This window comes from Marinifilum flexuosum, assembly GCF_003610555.1.
Taxonomy (GTDB): Bacteria; Bacteroidota; Bacteroidia; order Bacteroidales; family Marinifilaceae; genus Marinifilum; species Marinifilum flexuosum.
This window is the reverse complement of the sequence record NZ_RAPQ01000008.1, coordinates 1,587,948-1,608,841: the sequence shown is the minus strand read 5'-3', so window position 1 is coordinate 1,608,841 and position 20,894 is coordinate 1,587,948. Positions and strand designations below refer to the sequence as shown.

At 35.8% G+C, this 20,894-nt stretch carries 17 protein-coding genes; all 17 read right to left on the bottom strand.

Annotated features, from left to right (window positions below):
• Positions 1-49 precede the first annotated feature (49 nt).
• Positions 50-460: a BT0820 family HAD-type phosphatase gene (locus BXY64_RS06585; protein WP_120239104.1), complete on the bottom strand. Its 411-nt coding sequence runs from the start codon at positions 458-460 to the stop codon at positions 50-52.
• A gap of 111 nt (positions 461-571) precedes the next feature.
• Positions 572-2,950 carry a GumC family protein gene (locus tag BXY64_RS06580; protein WP_120239103.1) on the bottom strand — a complete coding sequence of 793 codons (2,379 nt, stop codon included), beginning with the start codon at positions 2,948-2,950 and terminating at the stop codon, positions 572-574.
• Between the two features lie 101 nt (positions 2,951-3,051).
• Entirely contained in the window at positions 3,052-3,843 is a 792-nt protein-coding gene (locus tag BXY64_RS06575) for a polysaccharide biosynthesis/export family protein (RefSeq protein ID WP_120239102.1), read from the bottom strand.
• A 262-nt stretch (positions 3,844-4,105) separates the two neighbouring features.
• Positions 4,106-5,509 carry a sugar transferase gene (locus BXY64_RS06570; RefSeq protein WP_120239101.1) on the bottom strand — a complete coding sequence of 468 codons (1,404 nt, stop codon included), beginning with the start codon at positions 5,507-5,509 and terminating at the stop codon, positions 4,106-4,108.
• A gap of 113 nt (positions 5,510-5,622) precedes the next feature.
• Entirely contained in the window at positions 5,623-6,372 is a 750-nt protein-coding gene (locus BXY64_RS06565) for a WecB/TagA/CpsF family glycosyltransferase (protein WP_120239100.1), read from the bottom strand.
• Positions 6,335-7,537, bottom strand: a complete 1,203-nt coding sequence (locus BXY64_RS06560) for a delta-aminolevulinic acid dehydratase (protein ID WP_120239099.1) — start codon at positions 7,535-7,537, stop codon at positions 6,335-6,337. The genes BXY64_RS06565 and BXY64_RS06560 overlap by 38 nt, the downstream gene beginning before the upstream one ends.
• Positions 7,534-8,622: a polysaccharide deacetylase family protein gene (locus BXY64_RS06555; protein ID WP_120239098.1), complete on the bottom strand. Its 1,089-nt coding sequence runs from the start codon at positions 8,620-8,622 to the stop codon at positions 7,534-7,536. Before BXY64_RS06555 ends, BXY64_RS06560 begins: the two co-directional genes overlap by 4 nt.
• A 552-nt stretch (positions 8,623-9,174) precedes the next feature.
• Positions 9,175-10,275, bottom strand: coding sequence for a hypothetical protein (locus BXY64_RS06550; RefSeq protein ID WP_120239097.1), 1,101 nt, complete (start codon positions 10,273-10,275; stop codon positions 9,175-9,177).
• A gap of 193 nt (positions 10,276-10,468) precedes the next feature.
• Positions 10,469-11,734 (bottom strand): phenylacetate--CoA ligase family protein, encoded by a 1,266-nt coding sequence (locus BXY64_RS06545; protein ID WP_120239096.1) that lies wholly within the window; start codon positions 11,732-11,734, stop codon positions 10,469-10,471.
• Between the two features lie 159 nt (positions 11,735-11,893).
• Complete coding sequence (locus BXY64_RS06540) at positions 11,894-13,111, bottom strand: phenylacetate--CoA ligase family protein (RefSeq protein ID WP_170150590.1); 1,218 nt, start codon at positions 13,109-13,111, stop codon at positions 11,894-11,896.
• Positions 13,112-13,178: 67 nt separating this feature from the next.
• Entirely contained in the window at positions 13,179-14,261 is a 1,083-nt protein-coding gene (locus tag BXY64_RS06535; RefSeq protein WP_120239094.1) for a glycosyltransferase family 4 protein, read from the bottom strand.
• A gap of 14 nt (positions 14,262-14,275) precedes the next feature.
• Positions 14,276-15,187 carry a polysaccharide deacetylase family protein gene (locus BXY64_RS06530; RefSeq protein WP_120239093.1) on the bottom strand — a complete coding sequence of 304 codons (912 nt, stop codon included), beginning with the start codon at positions 15,185-15,187 and terminating at the stop codon, positions 14,276-14,278.
• Positions 15,184-16,260, bottom strand: coding sequence for a GNAT family N-acetyltransferase (locus BXY64_RS06525; RefSeq protein WP_120239092.1), 1,077 nt, complete (start codon positions 16,258-16,260; stop codon positions 15,184-15,186). Before BXY64_RS06525 ends, BXY64_RS06530 begins: the two co-directional genes overlap by 4 nt.
• A 38-nt stretch (positions 16,261-16,298) precedes the next feature.
• The gene (locus BXY64_RS06520; protein WP_120239091.1) at positions 16,299-17,477 is read right to left on the bottom strand and encodes a GNAT family N-acetyltransferase; all 1,179 of its coding nucleotides are present in this window, start codon (positions 17,475-17,477) and stop codon (positions 16,299-16,301) included.
• A gap of 39 nt (positions 17,478-17,516) precedes the next feature.
• Complete coding sequence (locus BXY64_RS06515; protein ID WP_120239090.1) at positions 17,517-18,659, bottom strand: GNAT family N-acetyltransferase; 1,143 nt, start codon at positions 18,657-18,659, stop codon at positions 17,517-17,519.
• Positions 18,660-18,669: 10 nt separating this feature from the next.
• Positions 18,670-19,935 (bottom strand): O-antigen ligase family protein, encoded by a 1,266-nt coding sequence (locus BXY64_RS06510; protein ID WP_120239089.1) that lies wholly within the window; start codon positions 19,933-19,935, stop codon positions 18,670-18,672.
• Entirely contained in the window at positions 19,932-20,891 is a 960-nt protein-coding gene (locus BXY64_RS06505; protein WP_120239088.1) for a hypothetical protein, read from the bottom strand. Before BXY64_RS06505 ends, BXY64_RS06510 begins: the two co-directional genes overlap by 4 nt.
• Positions 20,892-20,894: the final 3 nt, after the last annotated feature.

Here is a 20,894-nt window from a genome sequence, read left to right as displayed (position 1 = left end):
TTATCAATTATAGTTTAAAGGTTTAAGCCATTAGACAATGATTGATCCACTACTCTCCAAATAAATTATCAAGAAATCGGGTAAACGAACTACCTGATTTTTTCTCTGGTGGGTATACCTCTTCTTTTGTCGAAATCATGTTGTAGATATTTCCCCAATCAGGAATGCCCCCAATATTTCTATCGTCGATATACAAATCGGCATAAATTTTACGACTTACACTTTCATCAAACTCCTCTTCGGGATAATTCTTATTAACAGCATAAAACACCAAGCCTTTGCTTTCGCAATAATCCACAGCTTCATACAGTAAAGCGCCTGTTCGGTAGGTCCAAAGAATTAGCTGATGTCCTTCTTTTTGCAATTCAAGTAAACTTTCAATTGCAAAAGGAATTTCATCTCCTATTTGAGGGTATTTATGTTGCACTATGGTTCCATCAAAATCAACAGCAATAATCATGAATTTCTTATTAAGGGAATAATACTCCCTTTAAATTTATAGAATTAATCTTAGCTTTCTAAGATTATGCAAAAGAAAAAGGTTCGAAAATTTTCGAACCTTTTTTTTATTTTAATTATTACTTACCTTTTCCCAAAGCTTACGGACAATCCCTGGCGATGGTTCCTCATAATAATATCCTTCCCCATTGGTATAATTCCCATATGTTCCATTTGACGTTACATCATTTAGAATCAAGGATACATTATCTAGCGTTCCTCTTTCTGCGATTTGATTCACAAAATTGATTTGTTCTTTATGACTAAAACCTTGTCGAAGTATAAACAGATTGGCATCTGCCAACTTTCCAGTAATAAAGCCATCAGTTACCATTGATATTGGAGCATTGTCGATAAACACATAATCAAACTTACCTTTTACCGCATTTAAAAACATCTCCAAACGTCCATTTTCAAGCAACTCTGCAGGATTAGGAGGAACAGGACCTGAAGTCACGCAATACAAATTCTTAATGTGTGTATTTTGCACCACCTCTTGCCATTTGTTGTATCGAATTAGATACGTACTTAAACCAACCTTATTCTCTAAATCGAACATTTGCTCAACTTTAGGCTTCCTCATATCAGCTCCTATCAAAAGAACTTTCTTGTTGTTCATGGCAACAATACTGGCAAGATTAACCGTAGCAAATGATTTACCCTCTGCAGGAATGGTTGAATGAACCCCAATTATTTTTGTTGGCTGATCGGGAAGAACATAGTTCAAATTGGTTCGAAGTGACCTGAACGACTCCGAAATAGCAGATCGTGGCTGATGGAAAACAGGCAGATTATTTGGATAACGATTATGAGCAATGGTTCCCAAAAGGGGTAAATGTGTTTTCTTCACCAACTCTTCCCTACTTTGAATGTTATCATTGAAAAACTCTCGTAGAATAATAATCAAAAAAGGAAATCCCAAACCCAAAAACATCCCAATTAACAGGTTAATGGCAAGTTTCGGTTTAATCTTAATAATTGTAGCCAATCGTGCAGGATCAATAATTTGAGCATCAGAAATATTTGAAGCCTTTGCAATAGCAGCTTCAGCTCTCTTCTTGAGCAAGAATGTATACAACTCGTTATTCAAATCGAAGTTGCGCTTCATATTAATAAACTTCTGTTCATTTTTAGGCATTCGTGACAATTGATCTCTCACCTTCGACATACGTTCACTTAAGCTGGCGACTTCAATTTGAGAATTGGCAACCATAGATTTTAGGTTTTCATCCAAACTTTGGCGAATCACATCTATTTCCTTGTTTAGAATAACCAAACTTGGATTTTTAGCCTGAACACTATAGGAAAGCACCTCACGCTTTCCATAAAGATCTGTCAACTTTGTTACCAAAGCATCCAAAGTTGGATCGGTTATTCCTGCAACCGAAGGAGCAACTACTTGCTTCATTTGATTGGCGTCACCCAAATTTCGAAGTAAATTTTTATAATACTCCAATGAGATCTGTGCTTGAGAAAGTTGGGTTTCCAACTCCTCCATTTTAGCCACTACCACTCCTGCTTCTTGTCCTAGGTCTACAATCCTGTTTCTAGAACGGAAATTGGTAAAACTCTGACCAGCCAACTGCAAGGAATCCACAATCCCTTCCAATCGTGAATCGATAAATCGAACAGTATTTTCTGACTTTTTGTTTTTCTCTATTAACCTAAACTGCAGGTAAACCCAATTCAATTCATTCAGGAAATCAACTCCTCGAGCAGGTTCTGAATCATCTATTCTCAGGTGAATCAATTCGGCTTTCTTCTCGGCCACCGTAATTACCATACTCTCCATGTATTTAAGCGTAAGCTTGTCCAAATCATTAAATACAAAGTAGTGATTCGCTTCCTCATCTATTTTCTTATGCCTAGGTTTGATCGTAAAATGAAAGTACTTATTCTTAAAGGCCTGATTAAAAAAACCTTCCTTTTCAAACTTCACCTTTACCTCATCACCTTTGTATTCAGCTTCGCCATCAACTATTATTTTATAGGTATGACCATCAACCTGTTCGATAAAAATAGGAACATCAGTAAGGTTGGTCCCTTCGTGTTGAATGACATCAAAAGGTTCATTTCGATACAATCCTTTGTCCATAAACCATGTTTTCTTGTACCAGGACTGTGTCCAGCCCAGATTCTCCATTGCTTTACGGTTTATGGTAAAAGACTTTAAGATTTCCACATGATTTTGAATGTTTGCCTTATCTCGCAGTTGATACCCTTCGAACATTTGCTTTGCACTTGTCTCATCAGGATCCACATGCACCAACAAACTACTTCGCATCATATAAACAGGGGTTGAATATTTACTCACCAAATAGGCAATACATATCCCCATTACTCCACAGATTACAAATATCTTCCACTTAGATAAAATCCTGTAGAGGAAATCTTTTACGTCAGGACCATCCTTCTTGTCGAAATAGTCCATTACTTCATCTACGTATTTCATATGTCTTGAATTTATTTTTCAATTGCCATATGGAACTCGCCAAGTTTGTCATTCCTCTGGTGAGAAATTTTTCTAATGGCTCGTTTCATAACAATTCTATCTTAATTGGAAATTATTAAACTGGTAATCAGTACAGCTGTTGATACTGTTGAAAGCAACAAACTGTATACATTAGAGTTCATGTTAGTATTTTTAATCTTATGAGGCTCAACGTAAATCACATCATTGGGTTGAATAAAAAAAGCTTCCGATTTTAGAAAATTCTTACTCGACAAATCCAATCGGTAAGTTTTACTTTCCTGATTGTTGGTTCTAATTACCAGTACCCTGTTTATTTTGGCGTGATCGGTAATTCCATTGGCCATACTTAGTGCTTCCAGAATACTTAAGCTGCTGTTATAATTGTAATAAACTCCGGGAGTTGTAACTTCTCCCATAACAGTCACTCTAAAATTCAGAAGTTTCACCTTAACACTTGCATCTTTCAAATACTCATCGGCATGTTCTTGAACTTTTGACTGAGCTTCTTTTTGTGTTAAGCCTGCAACACCAATGATTCCTATTATTGGCAAAGATATATTACCATTGGAATCTACCTGGTATCCATTCAAATACTGATCGGGCAATTGGCTATAAAGGTTTTGTGTTCCTTGTTGACCTCCTATGGCCTGAGCAGGATTGTAAAGCTGACTAATCTCTGGATTCATCGACTTTATACTAACAAACAGGTTATCGTTGGTTTTAATCTTGTATTCAGGCACCTTCATTACAAACTCAGGAGCCAAAACTTCAGCATCAACATCTTGCAAATAAACAAGATCTTTACTCGATCGACAGGAAATGAGACCCATTACTATAACAAGGCTCATTAGGGTAATTAATTTTTTATTCATGGTCTTGGTTTTTATTTATTTCTTTAGGTTCCGATTGTTATCGGGAATAAATTATGAATCAGATACCTGTTCATACTTGTAAGACAGAGTGTCTTACAATAAAGATCTGAGAGAATAAATTACAGGAGATCTTATTTAAATTCTCTCTTGTGACTGATAATATTTCGAATGAATTACACCCCCATAAATCCCCCCTGAAAGGGGAATCTTGGTAGCTGCATTTTTTTCAACTGTTTACTGCTTACTGTTCACTGATAACTGCCTACTGTCCATCCCCAGTAAGAACTACTTTAATGGTGCTAAGAAAAAGCATTAAGTCAAGCTTTAACGACCAGGTATCTATGTACATCATGTCTAATCTCATCCACTCATCGAATGGAATGTTGTTTCTTCCTGAAACTTGCCAGATACAGGTAATTCCTGGCTTCATACTCAATCGGCGTCTTTGCCAACGCTGATACTGCTGTACCTCAGAAGGAATTGGAGGACGAGGACCTACAATCGACATCTCACCCTTTAATACATTAAAGAATTGTGGAAGCTCATCCAGTGATGTTTTGCGCAGAAACCTTCCAACACGAGTAACCCTTGGGTCGTTTTTAATCTTAAAAACAGGTCCCGATTGTTCATTCATATTTTCCAGTTTCACTCTAAGAGCCTCTGCATTCTCAACCATTGTTCTAAACTTTAAACACTTGAACAATCGTCCGTTTAAACCAACTCTTTCTTGTTTGAAAAAGATGGAACCGCCATCCTCAATTTTAATTGCAATGGCTATGCCTAGTAACACCGGAGAAATCAATACAACAATGAAGAATGAAAATACAAAATCGAGAATCTCCTTCACTTTTAGAGCAAAATAATTTTTGGTATTGTTAGCGAATGTCAAAAATGGAAGTTCCTTAAAGTAAGTCAAATGAGAACGCATACTAACCACACTTAAAAGTTCGGAGTATACCCTAAAAGTTACTCCAACTTCCGAACAGGCATAGATTAATGCACGCACTTCGTCATTATTAAATTTTCCTTTACAGTAAATCACCTCATCCACTACATTGGCATCAATAATCTCATTCAATTGGAAATGCTCATGCAGTACTCTTACATGCGAATCGTATTTGTTTTTGATGTGCTTCCCATCAGACATGATTGCCCAAACACGATATCCCCAATCACGAATAAATAACATTCTATCAATAAAGTGCAGGTATGATTCATCATCAGCTACAATCAATACATTGCGCGTATTATATCCCTTTCCTCTAATTTTCTTGAAAATGGTATAGCTCAACATTCTAAAGCTGAACAAAACTGCCATATTCAAACAGGCAAACAAAGCCAGAATTAATACCGGAACAGTATCGGTTAAAAACAAGCTTCCCAAATACAACAAGCCTGAACTGATGAATACCATTGCAAAATATTCGGCAAACAATTCGGAATAGGTTTTTACCCTTAGCATCTTTCCCAAATTGAATTCTTTAATAAGAGTGTACCATATTGCGATAATCATTAAATAAACAATATTGGTATCGTGAGCAGCTATTTCAACTGGCCGCATATAATTGTTTGTTGCCCAAGCAACAAACCAATAGCAGCCTAAGGATAAAGCAACCTGAACTATGGTGCTTATCCTTGCCAGTGTTTTTTCTCTTCCTTTAATCATGCTCGGTTTATTTAAGGTTATAAAGTGAATTTATTTATGCTTATTTTATATTGTTTTACGCTTTGGCAGCTGCATTTTAATCGCGCAACTGATAACTGTTTACTGATAACTGATCACTGATTACTGTTCACTGAAAATCTCTCCCTCAGTACATAGTAAATAAATAGCGAATTGGTTACCAGGTATCTTTTCCACATTCTTCCGGGTTCTTGCAAGAATCTGTAGAACCATTCCAAACCTGTTTTTTGCATCCAAACAGGTGCTCTTTTTACTTTGCCTGCAACTACATCAAACGATCCTCCAACACCCATAATGAAGGGTACTTTCAATCTGTCTTTATAGGTGTTTAAAAAAATCTCTTTGGTCGGTGAGCTAATGGCTACAAACAAAATATCAGCTTTCGATTCTGCAATTTGAGCTGCAATATTGGCTTCCTGATTTTTTTTAAAATATCCGTTGCGATATCCTGCTATGATTTCCTTTCCAAATACCGTAGTATATTTTCTAACTACCTCGGAAACGACCTCTTCCCTTCCGCCAAAAAAGAAAATCCTATACTTTTTCTCAGAAGCAAGAATTACAAGCTCTTGCATTAAATCAACCCCGGCCACTCGTTCGGGCAATGGTTTACCCAACAAACTTGCAGCCCATACCACTGCCATTCCATCAGCATTAATAATATCACTATCAACTACCGACTGATACAATTCCTCATCTTCTTGCATATTAACCAGCTTGGCTGCATTAACTACAATGTGTTGAATTGATTTTCTTTCGCGAATGGAATCATCGATAATATCAATGGTTTCTCGCATTGTTAAAACATCAACCGGCGAATTCATTATTGTAACTCGTTTTCTCATATTCCGGTGTTTTAAAGGTTTCTAATAAATAGGTTGATAAAGCCAAAAACATCCAAGCTTGAGCCCAACGGATGTATGGTATTTTTGTTTTAAAATTCTTTCCTGTTCTGAAATAGAAATATCCTTCAGGACTTTGCAGGTTTGAAATGGTCCAATTCAATACCCGATCTATCAACTCCTTCTGTGATTGAAAAGCACCAAGCTTACTTAAAGTAATTGGCAATTGTGCCGGACAATGGATATCTACAGGGTAAGTTGAATTGTTAAAGTATTTAGGAATCCCCTCTTCTGTAAAGAAATGATTCAAGTAATATTCCAGTCCTTTTTCTATATTCTCCTGGAAGGATTCATCCTCTGTGTATTTCTGGTAATCGGCTAAAGCCTCCAGGTTAAATCCAGTATGGAAATTATCAATCCACTGATGATAAGGTAAAGTTCCATATGCCCACGATCCATCTGCATGCTGAAAATTAATACTAAACTGAACTGACTTTTTCGCTTCCTCAGCCAACTCCTCATCTTTGGTAATGGAATAAATTCGAGCTAAAGTTTTACTTCCCAGTAATGAAGCATTAAAAACTCTTGTTTCATCTAGTGGTGAATAGGAAAAACAAAAATCACCATTTCCATCGTAGCTGCGATGCAAATCGTTCAAAATAAAATCTTTCGCGCTAATGGCTGCTTCCAACAATTCTTTATCATCCAATATTTCGTAGGCATCCAGCAAAGCGTTGGTAACATATGATGTAACCACAACCGAAGGTGTTCCTTTGGGTTGAAAAAATGCCCTGGCTTGCCAATCGAAGTTGTATCCCCAACAAGCTCCCGACCATCCTGTCGATTGCAATTCCAATATCTTCTGACTTAAAAAAAGGATCCGGGATCTTACCTCCTGTGTGCGATCAAGCTGATAAAGCTTACAATAACCACTAAGAAATAAACCAAGACCTTTAGGATTATAAGCTTTCTTAATCCCTGCAAGATCCCGGAAATTCATTGGATTTCTTTTAAAGGCCTGAATCCATATCAATCTCATCAATCGACTCTTGTTCAAAAAAGGAATCGACTGAAAAAGTTTGGAGTTTAATCCATCATAAGGATCCCAACCTTTGTATTCTTGGTCTTCTACATAAACTCGAAGTTTTTCGAGACTTTGTGCTATCATTTATTCGTGTGTGTTTCTTTAATTTGAACAATAGCTTCACTAATCGTGAAGAACTTTAACTTCCCTCCTGACGCTTTCATTGCCAAAAACTCAATGGCATCGGAGTAGTAGAAATCTTTCGGATGTCCCACCAATACAAAAGGATGAAAGGATGTATTGGAACTTTCCTTGATCTTGATGGCTGCATTAAGAAACTTCCGCATTTTCGATTTCGAGAACAGGCAAAAATCCCATGTAACGGCTTCTTTATCCATTAAAAATTGGAGGATTTCCCATTTGGTTTTCTTAGTACTGTTGTTCTTAAACTTTTCAATAGAATTCGCCTTGTTCTTTAAAGCTGATCGAATCCTCACTAAATCGTATTTCGAAATTCTTCTGATTTTTTTTGCAAAAACAGGCAACTCCACAAACTCCTTATCACTCTTGCTGACTGCTAACAAAGAACCATTGGTAAACCAATAAGGAATTTCCTTTTTTACACGACTATAGTCGTATTTCGACAGTTCACTTTCGGCTTTTCCACCATAATAAACCGAGCTATCGGCTATAAATTCATTCTCTTTTAATGCTTTTAACAAACGTTCCGATGGATCGATATTGTAACCTCCTGCCCGCAATACATTGCATTTGTATAATGGATTAATTGGCCGTAGCATATTTTCCAACTCCTCTTTGCCTTTGCGAATCAATTTGCTCAATCCCATACTGATTTTCTCATTGGCCTGATCCGGCACTTCTGGCAATCTCCAGTAATCCATATTCAGTTGCCACTCTCCATTCTGATATTGGGCATCAATCCATTGTGGATGAAGGTGCAGTTGAATATCATGCCCCAACTGATGAGCTTTCTTAATCTGATTGGCCATGGCTTCGGCAGGATTTCTTTCGTATCCCATCGACTCACCGCTTTCATATACTTCCTTCAGTTTCCAATACTCTATCACCTCGAAGAATATGGTGAGTTTCATTCCATACTTAGAACAAATGGCGAGTAAGCGGTTGGTAGGCTCTATTATATGCGTAAACACATTACCTTTTCCCGATCCAAACAGTTCATAATCTAATGTCAAACAAAGTGAGATCATTCTTAAGTATTCTTATACTACTTCAACTAAAAAGGTAGACTTATTTATTGGGTATAATGCTGATGTAATTAATGAATGGAATTGTCAAATAATAATTCAAATAAGATTAACTTTATTATACCCTGAATTCGATTAACAAATACACTTACATCTATTCCAGATACATTTACATACTTGTTTTACTTCCTAACACTAACTTTCTGTTCTTTTACATCAATTCCAAGTGATCTTCATCTTTCAACACAGCCAGTTCATAATGATTTGAATACACTTACATTTAATTTACATTGCCTTACATCTACTCCAGATACATTTACAAGTGTGTTTTGTACTCTTACACTTACTCCAGATGCTCTTCATCTGTCAACATGTCCTGTTAATGCTACTCCAGATGCTCTTCATCTGCCAACAAGTCCTGTTAATGCTACTACAAATACATTTACATTCACTCCAATTGCATTTACATGCATATTTTGCCCATTTACACAGTCATTTTTTACATTAAACTCCGATACCACAACAACCCTAAACCCTTATCTTAGTTTATATTAACTATCGCTTCATCTGATAAAAGAATGGCAAGGGATCATAAATGTCCCAAACATCGAAGGTTCGCTTGTTAAAGTCGAACAGAACTTTTAGCATGTGAATGGCTTCACTTGGATTCTTTAAAATCAATACCATATCGCGAAGTACATTAATCCATTTTACTGTTTTCGGATTTTTATAAGCTACCTGCTTATGCCCCATCACATAAGGAATCAATTCAGGATATTTCTTCTTCATGATTTTAATGAAACCAAAAGGTCGAGGGTTCACCTCAAGCAAATACAATTGTCCATCTCTAATTTTAAACTCTACATCTAAAAAGCCAGTAAACTTGGTTTGATTCAGAACTGCCTCTGCTTGTTGTTTAATTTCCTTGGCATAGCCTCCAACATACTCCTCAACCACCGATGAAACGCCCGATCGGAAATGACGAACCTCGTTTACACAAATATCCAACTTCACCTCTCCCTCATGCACATAAGCGCCATATGAAAAATTGTTTTTTAAATCCGCACCTAAAAAGTCCTGTGTAATGAGCGATGTCTTTTCCTGCTCACTTAATATTTTAAGCAGATCAATCATTTCTGCAATATTCTCAATCAATTGAGTTTTAAATCTGGGTTTTTCAAACAGAAAGATATCCTTGTTCCATTTCACGATCTGAGGATAATGGAGTTGATTCACCAATTTCTGATTTTCTACATCCTTCAAAATATGGGTCTGGGGAAACAACACCGCAACATTTTTTGCAAGCTTGTAAGTTTTGTTTTTGGTCATCAATTGTTCTATCGACACTTTATGTCCCGGCATCACCTGGTACAACTGAAAGAAGCGTGGAAAATGATTCATTAAGAAGGCCAAATAAAATCCACTGGCGACATAGGCTTTTAACTTGGGATAAGTATTTGCCAATGAATTCAATTCCAATACCAAATACTCCTCGCTACGAATCGCTTTTTTCTCCCCATACTTCGAATGCATGGCAATTTCGTTTTTTCTGCCAACTAAAATTACATGGTAATTCAAACGACTAAACTCCCGCACCAAAAACAAGGCCTGAGGTCCTGCTCCTACAACTAGTATTTTCTCTGAATAATTTTTCATTGGTATTGATGGCGGAATATAACGGTACGCTGTACCTATCGCTGCTAACTAATCTGCTTCCTATAAATAGTACGGTGCTCTGCACCTATAACAATTTAGTTGGCCTTTTTTAATGCTTTAAGCAGCAGCGCTGCACAATATTTATAGCTTAATATATATAGCATCTTAAAGGTGCAGAGCACCGTAACTAAAATTATTTAAGTTGGGAAACCACAAGATTAAATTTCCCTTTGGCTGTTCTAATCAACTGATCTGTTTCTATCTTATCAAAACGAATCATGCATTCATCCCCAAGTAAATCACGCAAGTTCAATTCTATTGCATCCAAATCACTTTTATCAAATCTCTTGTCCGGAATCAGGTTTACCCGAATAATGCCAGGTTCATCTTGCACAATTTGAGCAGCTAACAAATTCTTAGCTTTTTTAAAGGCCAAATCAAGCCGACCAATTCGTTGTCCATCCTTTAAAACAATGTAATCATCATCTCTGCCTTCAATCTTTTTGATCACGCAAATACCATTGCTACATTCAGCCAATTGCACCACATCATCTACTCGATAACGAATCAACGGAAAAGCTGAGTTAATAAAACTTGTGGTAATCAAATGGTCATCTTCAAACTCGGTATGAGAATACAATGGAAACTCACGATACAATTCATCCTCGAACTGCCCCAAAGCGACTGTTTGCTCTGCATTGCCATACCAATCGTATATTTTTGTATTCAGGGTTTTCTCAACAATATCTTTCTGGAATCCATGCAAAACCTCCGATGATGTAAAAGCAATCGGAATGTCTAAACTCAAATCTTTCTTGTGCAATTCTGTCGCCAGAATGTGCATGGAACTCGGATAGGCCTTAATTACCTTGGGATTAAAATCCTTAATTAGCTTGTAGTATTCATCAATTCTTTCCGACTTTAAGTGATAAGATGACAAATACAATACATTATTGCTCTTATCGTAATAAGAAAATGTATTTCGGTTTAAAGTTCCTCGTAAGGATATTACCGGATCACCCAAATGATAGCCATGCATTTGCTGAAAGAAGTGACCGTAAGCATACTCTTTTATTGTAGAGGAAAAATCTCTGTAAACCTGTAATGGTGTACCTGTTGTTCCACTCGAATAAGCTTTAAACACGCACAATTTTGGTTTAGTCAACATCGTCTTGGCATGATTACGAACATCCACCTTCGAAATAATGGGTAGTTTGTTCTTATCAGACAAATCCTTTACTGAATAAAGATTCAATCCATGCTTTTTGTAGAATTGTTTGTAGAATTCAGCATTGGTATAAGCATTACGATATTGCTTCACGAACTCTTCACTTTTCAATTCTAAAATCTCAGCTTTAGACATTTGATCCAGTTCAATAATCCGTCGCAATTCACGCTCGAATGCTCTGCCAAATTTTATTTTATAGGCAATCAAATCTTTTATTAACTGTACTGCCATATCTTCAACTAACTACGAATTACCTTTATTACCTTTATTACCTTTGTATGAACCACGAATTTTACCAATTTTCACGAATTATCAATCATCAAATAATTCACATAAACCAAAATATGAATCTATTCGTGTAATCTGTAAAATTCGTGGTTTACAAATCTTTTAAGCTGTATCAATCTCCTTCAAGATCTCCTTCGCCGCAGCATCCTTATCCTTGGTGTCCAAATAGGAAACCATCAAATTAAACTTTCCAGCCTTTGTTCTTATAATCTGATCTTCGCTTATCTCATTGTAATGAATCTTACAATCTTCTGTTACCAACTGCGTAAGATTCTTTAGCAATTCTTCTTTATCTTGCTCTGTAAAATTGTAATCAGGTATAATATTCAAATCGATTTCGCCTGGCACTTTCTGAACAATTTGTGCAGCCAGGATATTTTTAATGTTGCTGAAATTAAATGCATGATCGAGCAAGCCAACCTGCTGTCCATTCTTTAACCTTACATATTGGTTATCGCGTCCAATTATTCGTTCGGTGCAACAACGAATACAACTCGCATCACACTTTAACTTGATAATATCATCTACCTGGTAACGAATCAATGGGAATGATTTATTGATGAACCCAGTGGTGATGATGTGGTTCTCTTTTACCTCAATGTGTCCATACAATGGAGCATCCTGATACAAGTTTTCTTTTACCTGTCCCAAAGCAATGGTTTGCTCCGAATTTCCATACCAATCAATCACTTTGGAATGCAGTATCCTTTCAATAATTCGTCTTTGCCAATCGTGCAATACTTCAGATGAAGTAAATGCAATCGGAATGTACAAATCCAATCCTTTTTTGTACAATTCTGTCGATAAAATCTGCAACGAACTAGGATAAGCCTTAACCACTTTTGGTTCAAACTCCTTAATTAATTCATAATACCTTAGGATGTTCTTCTCGTTCAGGTTATAACTCGATAAATGCAATGTATTCAAGGCCTTGTCAAACCTCGAAATTTCATCCTTGTCCAAATCTCCTTTTATGGATATCACCTTATCGCCTAGCTTGTATCCATGGATATTCTGAAAATAGTATCCGTAGGAGTATTCCTTGCAAACCGACCGATAATCGCGATACAGTTTTAATGGCGAACCTGTTGTTCCACTTGTAAAAGCTTTGTAAACAAACAAACGGTTTGTCGTCAACAAATCATCAACACGATGCCTAATATCATCTTTTGTAATGATTGGTATTTTCTCTGCGTCGTCAATCGATTTTACCGAATGTACACTTAAGCCATGCTTTCGATACAACTCATTGTAGAACTTGGAGTTTAGGTAGGCATTTCGATACTGCTTTACAAATTCTTTGTTTTTTAATTCTGACAATTGGGATTCACTAATTGAGTATAGCTCCTTAATTCTTTTCAATTCCCTTTCAAACCCGATACCGAATTTAATTTTGCTCAAAAAGTAATCCCTTATTCCCCTGTAATTCATGGTAGATTGAGAATAATGTTTTTAATACACGATCTGGATAAAAATCAACAACTGCTCTTGTTGAATTTTGTGAGTAGTTTATGCAAAGAGCTTGGTTTGTCATCAACTTGACGATTGCATTTTTAATGGCTCTTTGATTACCGGGAACCACAAGTATTCCATTTTTCCCTTTGTGAATCAAATCTGGAATCCCTCCCACTTTACTTGATATTATAGGCAATCCATAGCTCATGGCTTCAAGAATGGATAAAGGCAAACCTTCTTTATAGGATGGCAGAATAAATGCATCCGATGATCGAAAAAGCTCTTCTTTCTTTTCTTCGTTGGCCCAACCTTTAAAATGAACGATTTTCTGCATCTTCCATTTCGAAATGGTATTGGTCAATCGATCCACTTCCCCATTTCCAGCGATCACAAGCTCCAGTTTATCCTCAAATTGACTTCTGTTTTTTGCAATAATCTTAATCAAGTCGAAAATGCCTTTGTTATCACCAATCAATCCCAGGAAAAACAACCTAAACTTATCCTTGGATAGCTTTCTTTCAGTATTAAACGGAGGAAGAATCATATTATTTAAGATTCTGATCTGTTTTGGCTTAAAGGCACTGGTGTAAAAGTGCTTCCATTTTTCCGACAAGCAAATCACCAAATCTGCAGTATTAATTAAATATCGAATTCTACGCTGTATAAACTTTGATGATCCCAGGTAAAAGTCCCGAAAACCTCCTCCATGTATGTGATAGATAATTTTCTTATTGGAAAATGCTCTTGCAAATGCATACAAAATGTACTTCCTGTAAAAACTACCTTTCGATGCCCCATGAATGTGAAGAATTTTAATATCCCGATCTTTAATCAGAATCCACAACAACTCCACAATGCAAATCGGGAACCATAAAGTGTTCATCAATTTGGATGTAAACCGATGCGTAACCAAAACCTTAAAGTCGGACATGTGTTTCGAATAATTGTTTACACACAATCCAATTCCACCTTTCGAATTCTGATTACCCGGTGCTATGTATAGAACCTCTTTCATCCGTTTAATTGATATTAACTTCCTGATAATTTAGGATTGAATAACAATGCTTGCTTTTGCTGCAGCGGCTGAACAAATTTGTGCCAAACACGAAGCATTCGTGCAATGTTCTCATATTTTCCTCCATTCGAATTGATGGATACTCTTGGAATCTGGAACTCAGAGATGAAATTCAAATTCAATTCAGGATTCACAGTAAAAGCCATCTTGTAATTGTACTTCTTCAGTAAGTCCAAATCTCTTTGGTTATAGTCGCCATTGGGAAAGGAAAAAGAATTAATTTCTACCGATAACCACTCTTCCAATGTTTTTTTAGATTCACGATATTCAAAATCCAATTCCTCATCCGAACATTGTATGGTAATCGGATGATGATAGGTATGAGATCCAATTGTAATGAATGGATTCTCGTTTAAGCGTTTTAACTCTGACAGTTCAATACAAGATCTCTTTAAATCATATCTGCCTGCAGCACCTCGAATCAACTGCATCCTTCTATCGTTTGGCAATTTCTTCAGTTCTTCAACAGATTTAAATTCCTCGTTTTCCTCCACAAACTGAGCGGCAAACTCCCACCAAAAATTTCCAGTCATTACAGGTCGAACGGGAATAAAGAAAGTTGCTGGTATTTGATATTTCTCAAGAATTGGAATCAATTTTAAATTGCCTTTCCACCCATCATCAAAAGAAATAAAGGCTGTTCTTCCTTCTACATTCTTCTCTCCACTAATGATTTGAAAATATTCTTCCTCCGAAATAAACCTGAAGCCTTTCGAAAGCAAAAAGCCAATGATTCCTTTAAAAAGCAAAAGCGAAGGATCGTGAAAATAGATGGATAACACCTGTTTATCGAACTGCTTTAAAGCTGACTTTCCAAATATCAACAGCAATAGATATCCTAGTATGTTGGCAATTAGTTTCTTCATACGTATTCTTCTACTCCTTCAAATTCTTGCTTGGATTTCTGATCAGATTTCTTTGCTCTATACAAAACAAATGGCTTTGCTAAAAATGATTTCAGTCTATTCTGTAGGCCGAAACACATGTAAAATGGCATTGCAGTCTTTGTGAACTGGAACTTATATACATCCATGCCAACTCCGAAAGAGTATTTCTCCTTGTTCAGCGAAAATGACTTTCGAATGTTACAATCCATGCACTGAACACCTACTCCATAAATTCTATAATCGCGATCGAAAGCACAATCAATGGCAATCCTTGCATTATCACAATCTATATTTGCCACATAGGCAACCGGGTAATCATTAAACTTGGCGAACATCACATGCGATGGAAACTTATGGTACAGACTTTTATGAAACTTTTCCTTGTTTACATCATCATATACAAAGCTTTTTCCATCCAGCATTTTTGATTTTGATATTCTTTTAATGGTCTCAAAATTGGATGAGTTGATTTCCTCGTAGGACAAGCTTAAACGAAATCCATCTTTTTCAATCTTTCGTAAGGTTCTCTCTAACTTCTTCCGAAACTTCTTTGCATAAACCTTTTTAGCAAACTCATTGTAATCTCTGTAATCCGAAATGCAAATCATGGGAGCTCCCGAGTATCGATACATCTTAAAGTTTTTTGTCAGAATCGATTTTTTAGGAACATACTTGAAAAAGATGAAATGATAACGAATGTTCTTTTTGATCCAGCTAAGAAGCTGTTTCGTAAAACTAGAATCTAATTCTTTGAGTACGATTAAATCATGTCCAATGCAGGACCATTGCTGTCCAAGAAACTCAACAAATTCAAGCTTTATACATTTACAAAACTTACGAATTAGCTTTACAAGAGGAATAATGGCAACCAATTGGTTATTTTCATAAGCAGTTACAATATAAGCTTGCTTCTGAAAACCTATTACATTGTTTTCCACTTTCTCGAAAACCTCATACCAACTATAAATCCATTCGAATCTATTGCTAGGAAAATTTGCTTTATACTCAAGGTTCTCAAGTTCTTTAATTGAAATGGTTTCAAAATTATACATTAGATTTTAGGGTTTAAACTCTTTAGAATAATACCATTCTACATTTCAACACGTTCAGAAATATTAATTTTATTAATAGAGGTTTTATGGTTCGTCTTTATTTTTAATTCTTCCTTATTTCTGCTCTTTTGCTTATTCTTTTCTATAATTGCGGATATCTTTTGGTTTTTTGCTAGAATCTCTTTGTCTGTTTTGATCAATCTATACTTAATGTAGGGCAAAGCCAATAAAGATTTCCAACTGATTTTGTAATCAAAACACATAAAAAATTGATCCATATCGTCACAAAACCTGTACTTGTACGAATCATGTCCCATACCCAATGATAATTTCTTCATCTTATCATCAAATGCATTCCTGATAAAAGAATCTACGCAGTGAATCCCAATACCATATTTTCGAAATCTTCTATTAAAGGATGAGTCTATTGCCAATCGTTTCCCTTGCCAATCAATTGATGTAGAATAGGCAACAATCTCATCATTGAGCTTTAGCAATATTATCTGAGATGGAAAACTCTCATAAATACTTAAATGAAAGGCTTCTTTTTCGAAGTTTCCATATAAAAAACTTTTGCCATCTATCTCTTTTGATTTTGAGATATGCTTAATCAATTTTAAATTTTCTTTACTAACCGCTCTAACCTCTATAGTATATTCCAAATTTTCTCTTGCCAACTTTCTTGCGGTACGTTTAAGTTCTTCTCTAAACTTTTTAGAGTATACTTTTTTAGTAAAATCCTGATATCCTTCATATCGATTTAATTGTACACAAGGAGCTACTGAATAATGAAACAATCGGAAACACTTTACCAATTCAGACTGCTTTGGTATGTACTTTAGAAAAATGATATCATAGGAAATATTTTTCCTGATCCAATGCCTCAATTCACGATAAAACAGTTTATCAACTTCCTCAACAATCAAAATATCATTCCCTAAGCTAGACCATTGTTGACCAAAGAATTCAAGAAAGGATATGCGAATAAACTTTAAGTATATCCTCACTAATTTTAATAAAGGAATAATCGCAGTTAACTTCTCCTCCTTATAAACAAGAATGATGAAGGGCTTCTTTTTAAACCCAACAATATTGTTTTCTACTTTCTCAAAAACCTGATACCAACTATAAATCCATTCGAATCTACAGCTAGGACAATTGGTGTTGTATTGAAAATTTTCGAGTTCTTCAATCGAAATGGTTTCGAAACGATACATTAGAACCTAGGGCATTAAACTTCTTTGCGTATAATAAATCTATATCTCAACACTTTCAACAAAATTGAATTTGTCATTAGAGGTTTTATTATTCTCTGCATCTGTTATTACTTGCTGTTTGTTTCTCTCCATCACCAAAGAAACATCCTGATTCATTTTTTTTATTCGGTAATGAAAATAAGGCAATACCAATAATGACTTCAGTCTGATTTTAAAGTCATAGCACATAAAAAACTCTTCTATGCAATTGGTAAATTGAAACTTATAGGTATCCATTCCCAATCCGAATGATAATTTTTGAACATTGTCTTCAAAGCCATCACGAATTACCTGGTCAATACAATGAATTCCGACTCCATATTTTCTGAATTTTCTATCAAAAGCAGAGTCAACACCAATCCTTTGTCCATTAATATCTATTAAAGTACCATAAGCTACGGCTTCGCCATTAAACTTTATAAAAACCACTTTAGATGGATTCTGTCTATATATCTTTAAATGAAAATCTTCTTTGAGTTTGTTCTCATACAAATCACTTTTCCCATCAGTAGTTTTACTTGCCGAGATATTCCTAATGGCCGCTAAACTGTATTCATCAATTTCATGTTGTTCTACCTCCATTTTAAATCCATCTCTTTTAATTCTTCGATAGGTTCTGCGAAGATCTTCTCTGAATTTTCTGGAGTACACTTTTAATCGAAATCTTTCGTAATCAGAAAAAGAAGATGTTTGAACAAACGGAGCGCCAGCGTATCTATAAAAACGAAACTTAGATTTTAACCTACTACTCGATGGAAGATATTTAAGAAATAAAAAATGATAGGAAATATTTCTTTTGATCCAATAAAACAACTCTTCAACAAAACCAGCTTCTAGCTCCCTGATTACAATAATATCATGCCCCATTCCCGACCATTGCTGTCCAAGAAATTCAAGAAACTGCAATTTAAAGTATTTGAAATAAGTTCGCGTTAGCCTCATCAATGGAACAATGGCAACCAACTTATTTCCCTCATAAGCAGTAACGATGTAAGCTTTTTTGTCAAGCCCGAAATGATTATCGTTATGCTTTTTGAATGTATGATACCAATCTGCAATCCAAGAAGTCTGAGTCCCCGGAAACTTACTGGAATACTCAATCTGCTGAAGGTCTTCTAATGTAATTAAACTAAAGCTATACATTTACGTGATCTTATCTTTTATAGAAAGGATATGAGGGCTTCATGTTTTTGTAAATGTCAGATTTCCTTTTAAAATCGATATAACGATTTACCCTCGATTCAATCAAAGCAATTCCAATGTAAATGGAAAGAAATACATCCACCAGAAAATAATTGGCTTGCTGAGTAGCCAAACATGACAGAAACATAAAAAACATTGCCATTGTCAATTGATTGTGACTACTTTCGGCCCCTGCAATGGCCCTGTAAAGTGTGATCAGAAATAACATATACAACATGAAACCAATAATTCCATTGTCAACTAAGGTTTGAATAAAGCCATTGTGAGCAAACAAAGGCATGCCATCTTTCTGTTCATACCTTCGCATCGATTCTTCCATTCCCATGCCAAACAGATAGGTAACAAAGTTGCTTTCATAAAGATTGGTCAGATAAATATCAGCAATTTGCAATCGCCCTGATCCAACTGTCTCATAGGCAGACTTGTCCTCCTGTCCGGCTCGTTCATCCATAATCCTTCTTCGAAATCCCTCGTTGGTTTGAAACAATACCGACAAACCAATTGCCATCAGTACTCCAAAAGCAGCAATTTTCCCTAAGTTTTTAAAAGATACTTTTCTGGCAAACAAAACGACAACACCAACCAGAAACATCATCCAACCTGTTCTTGTATAGGTTTTAAAAAGAAAAAACACACCTATAATCAGGATGGGAATCACGATAAGATTCACTTTAATGTTCCCTCTTTTATTAGCCACAAAATCAAGAAGCACAACACTTGCAACTGCCAGTACAGCCGACGTATAATGTGGTGCTCCCAACATTCCAATTAATCCATCAATTTGTGTGTCCTCCATCCATAACATTGTGGTTACTGGTGCAGCAAACACTCCCAGATAGTAAGGAATGTTGCACACTATAAAAAAGGCTGCCATGTATACAGGCACCAACCTTAACTTTTTTAATGTACTTGCACTATTAATATTTAGATAAATCCAATGAACAAAAACCGGTATGGTTAGATACTTTATAAAATTGATAATAGAATCTACTGGAAACTTAAAGAATGATACATTCACCAAATTCTTTGCTGCAAACAAATAAGCCAAAACCAAAAAGGCATGCTTTGTTTCCTGACCAACTACTCGTGATATCAAGAACAACAGTAAAGGCAGTTTCCACAAGTAAACCATCTCTTGTCCACCAACTGTAAACCCTTTTAGGTAAAAGGCTACAAAAAAGATGAGAAACCAAAATGCAATTTCGATATACTTCATTGCTTCAACAATTGTATGATCAATTTGCAAATCCTATCCATATCTAATAATCCGTAGCGCTGATCTACAGGAAGTGGAATCATATATTTAGCCAATTTATATTCTAGTTTATCCGATTCTACATTTTGGGTCACACTTGGCCAATAGCTTGCGGTATAGATTTCCTGCAGCATTAATTCCTTTCGTAAATCATCATTTTCCACATAAAAAGGATAAACCATTGGCCCATCAATATCCGCATCATTAATGCTTAAGCCATTGTATTCTTTCAACTTTAAGTGCAGGTATTGAAAATTACGATTCCTTCTGCTTTTAACTGCAGCATAGTCAATACTCGATAGAATTCTGTAGGTTAAATCCGACATCAATTTTATCTCCTGACCACACAAATACTCTTCATTTCTTTTGAATGCCAGATATCCATCATTAGGACCATTCTCCAGTCTTCGCAACAAATGCTCACTTCTTTTCCAGGATACTTCTTGCTTAAAATCCATATATGAAGCACTATCGGTACTCAAATAAGCTCCATCGCTTACACCAAAAAACTTTCTTGCCGAATAAAAAGTATCAAACCCTTTTACTGGGACTTCAAAAAAGGCCTGAGAATTGTCCACTATTAAATTGTGCATACGCCTCGTTAAAAAGTTCACATATCTCCCTTTTAATCCAAAGTAATTGATTACCAAAAAGGCCTCATCCTTTTCTGGATAAATGAGTTGATCTGGTTCCAACTGCATATTAATTGGATACTTTTCATATTCCAGCCCCAATTTTAAAATGGGCTCCATTACTGCATCACAAGAGTATTCAGGCAAATATATTTTTTTATATGCTCGAGCTCTCAGGATGTATTCCAAGCAGTTTCGTCCGGTATTTAAACGAATTAAATTCGGATAGTACTCCGATTCGAATCGGTTCTCCAACTCAAAATATCCACCAATAGCCCTAACCATATC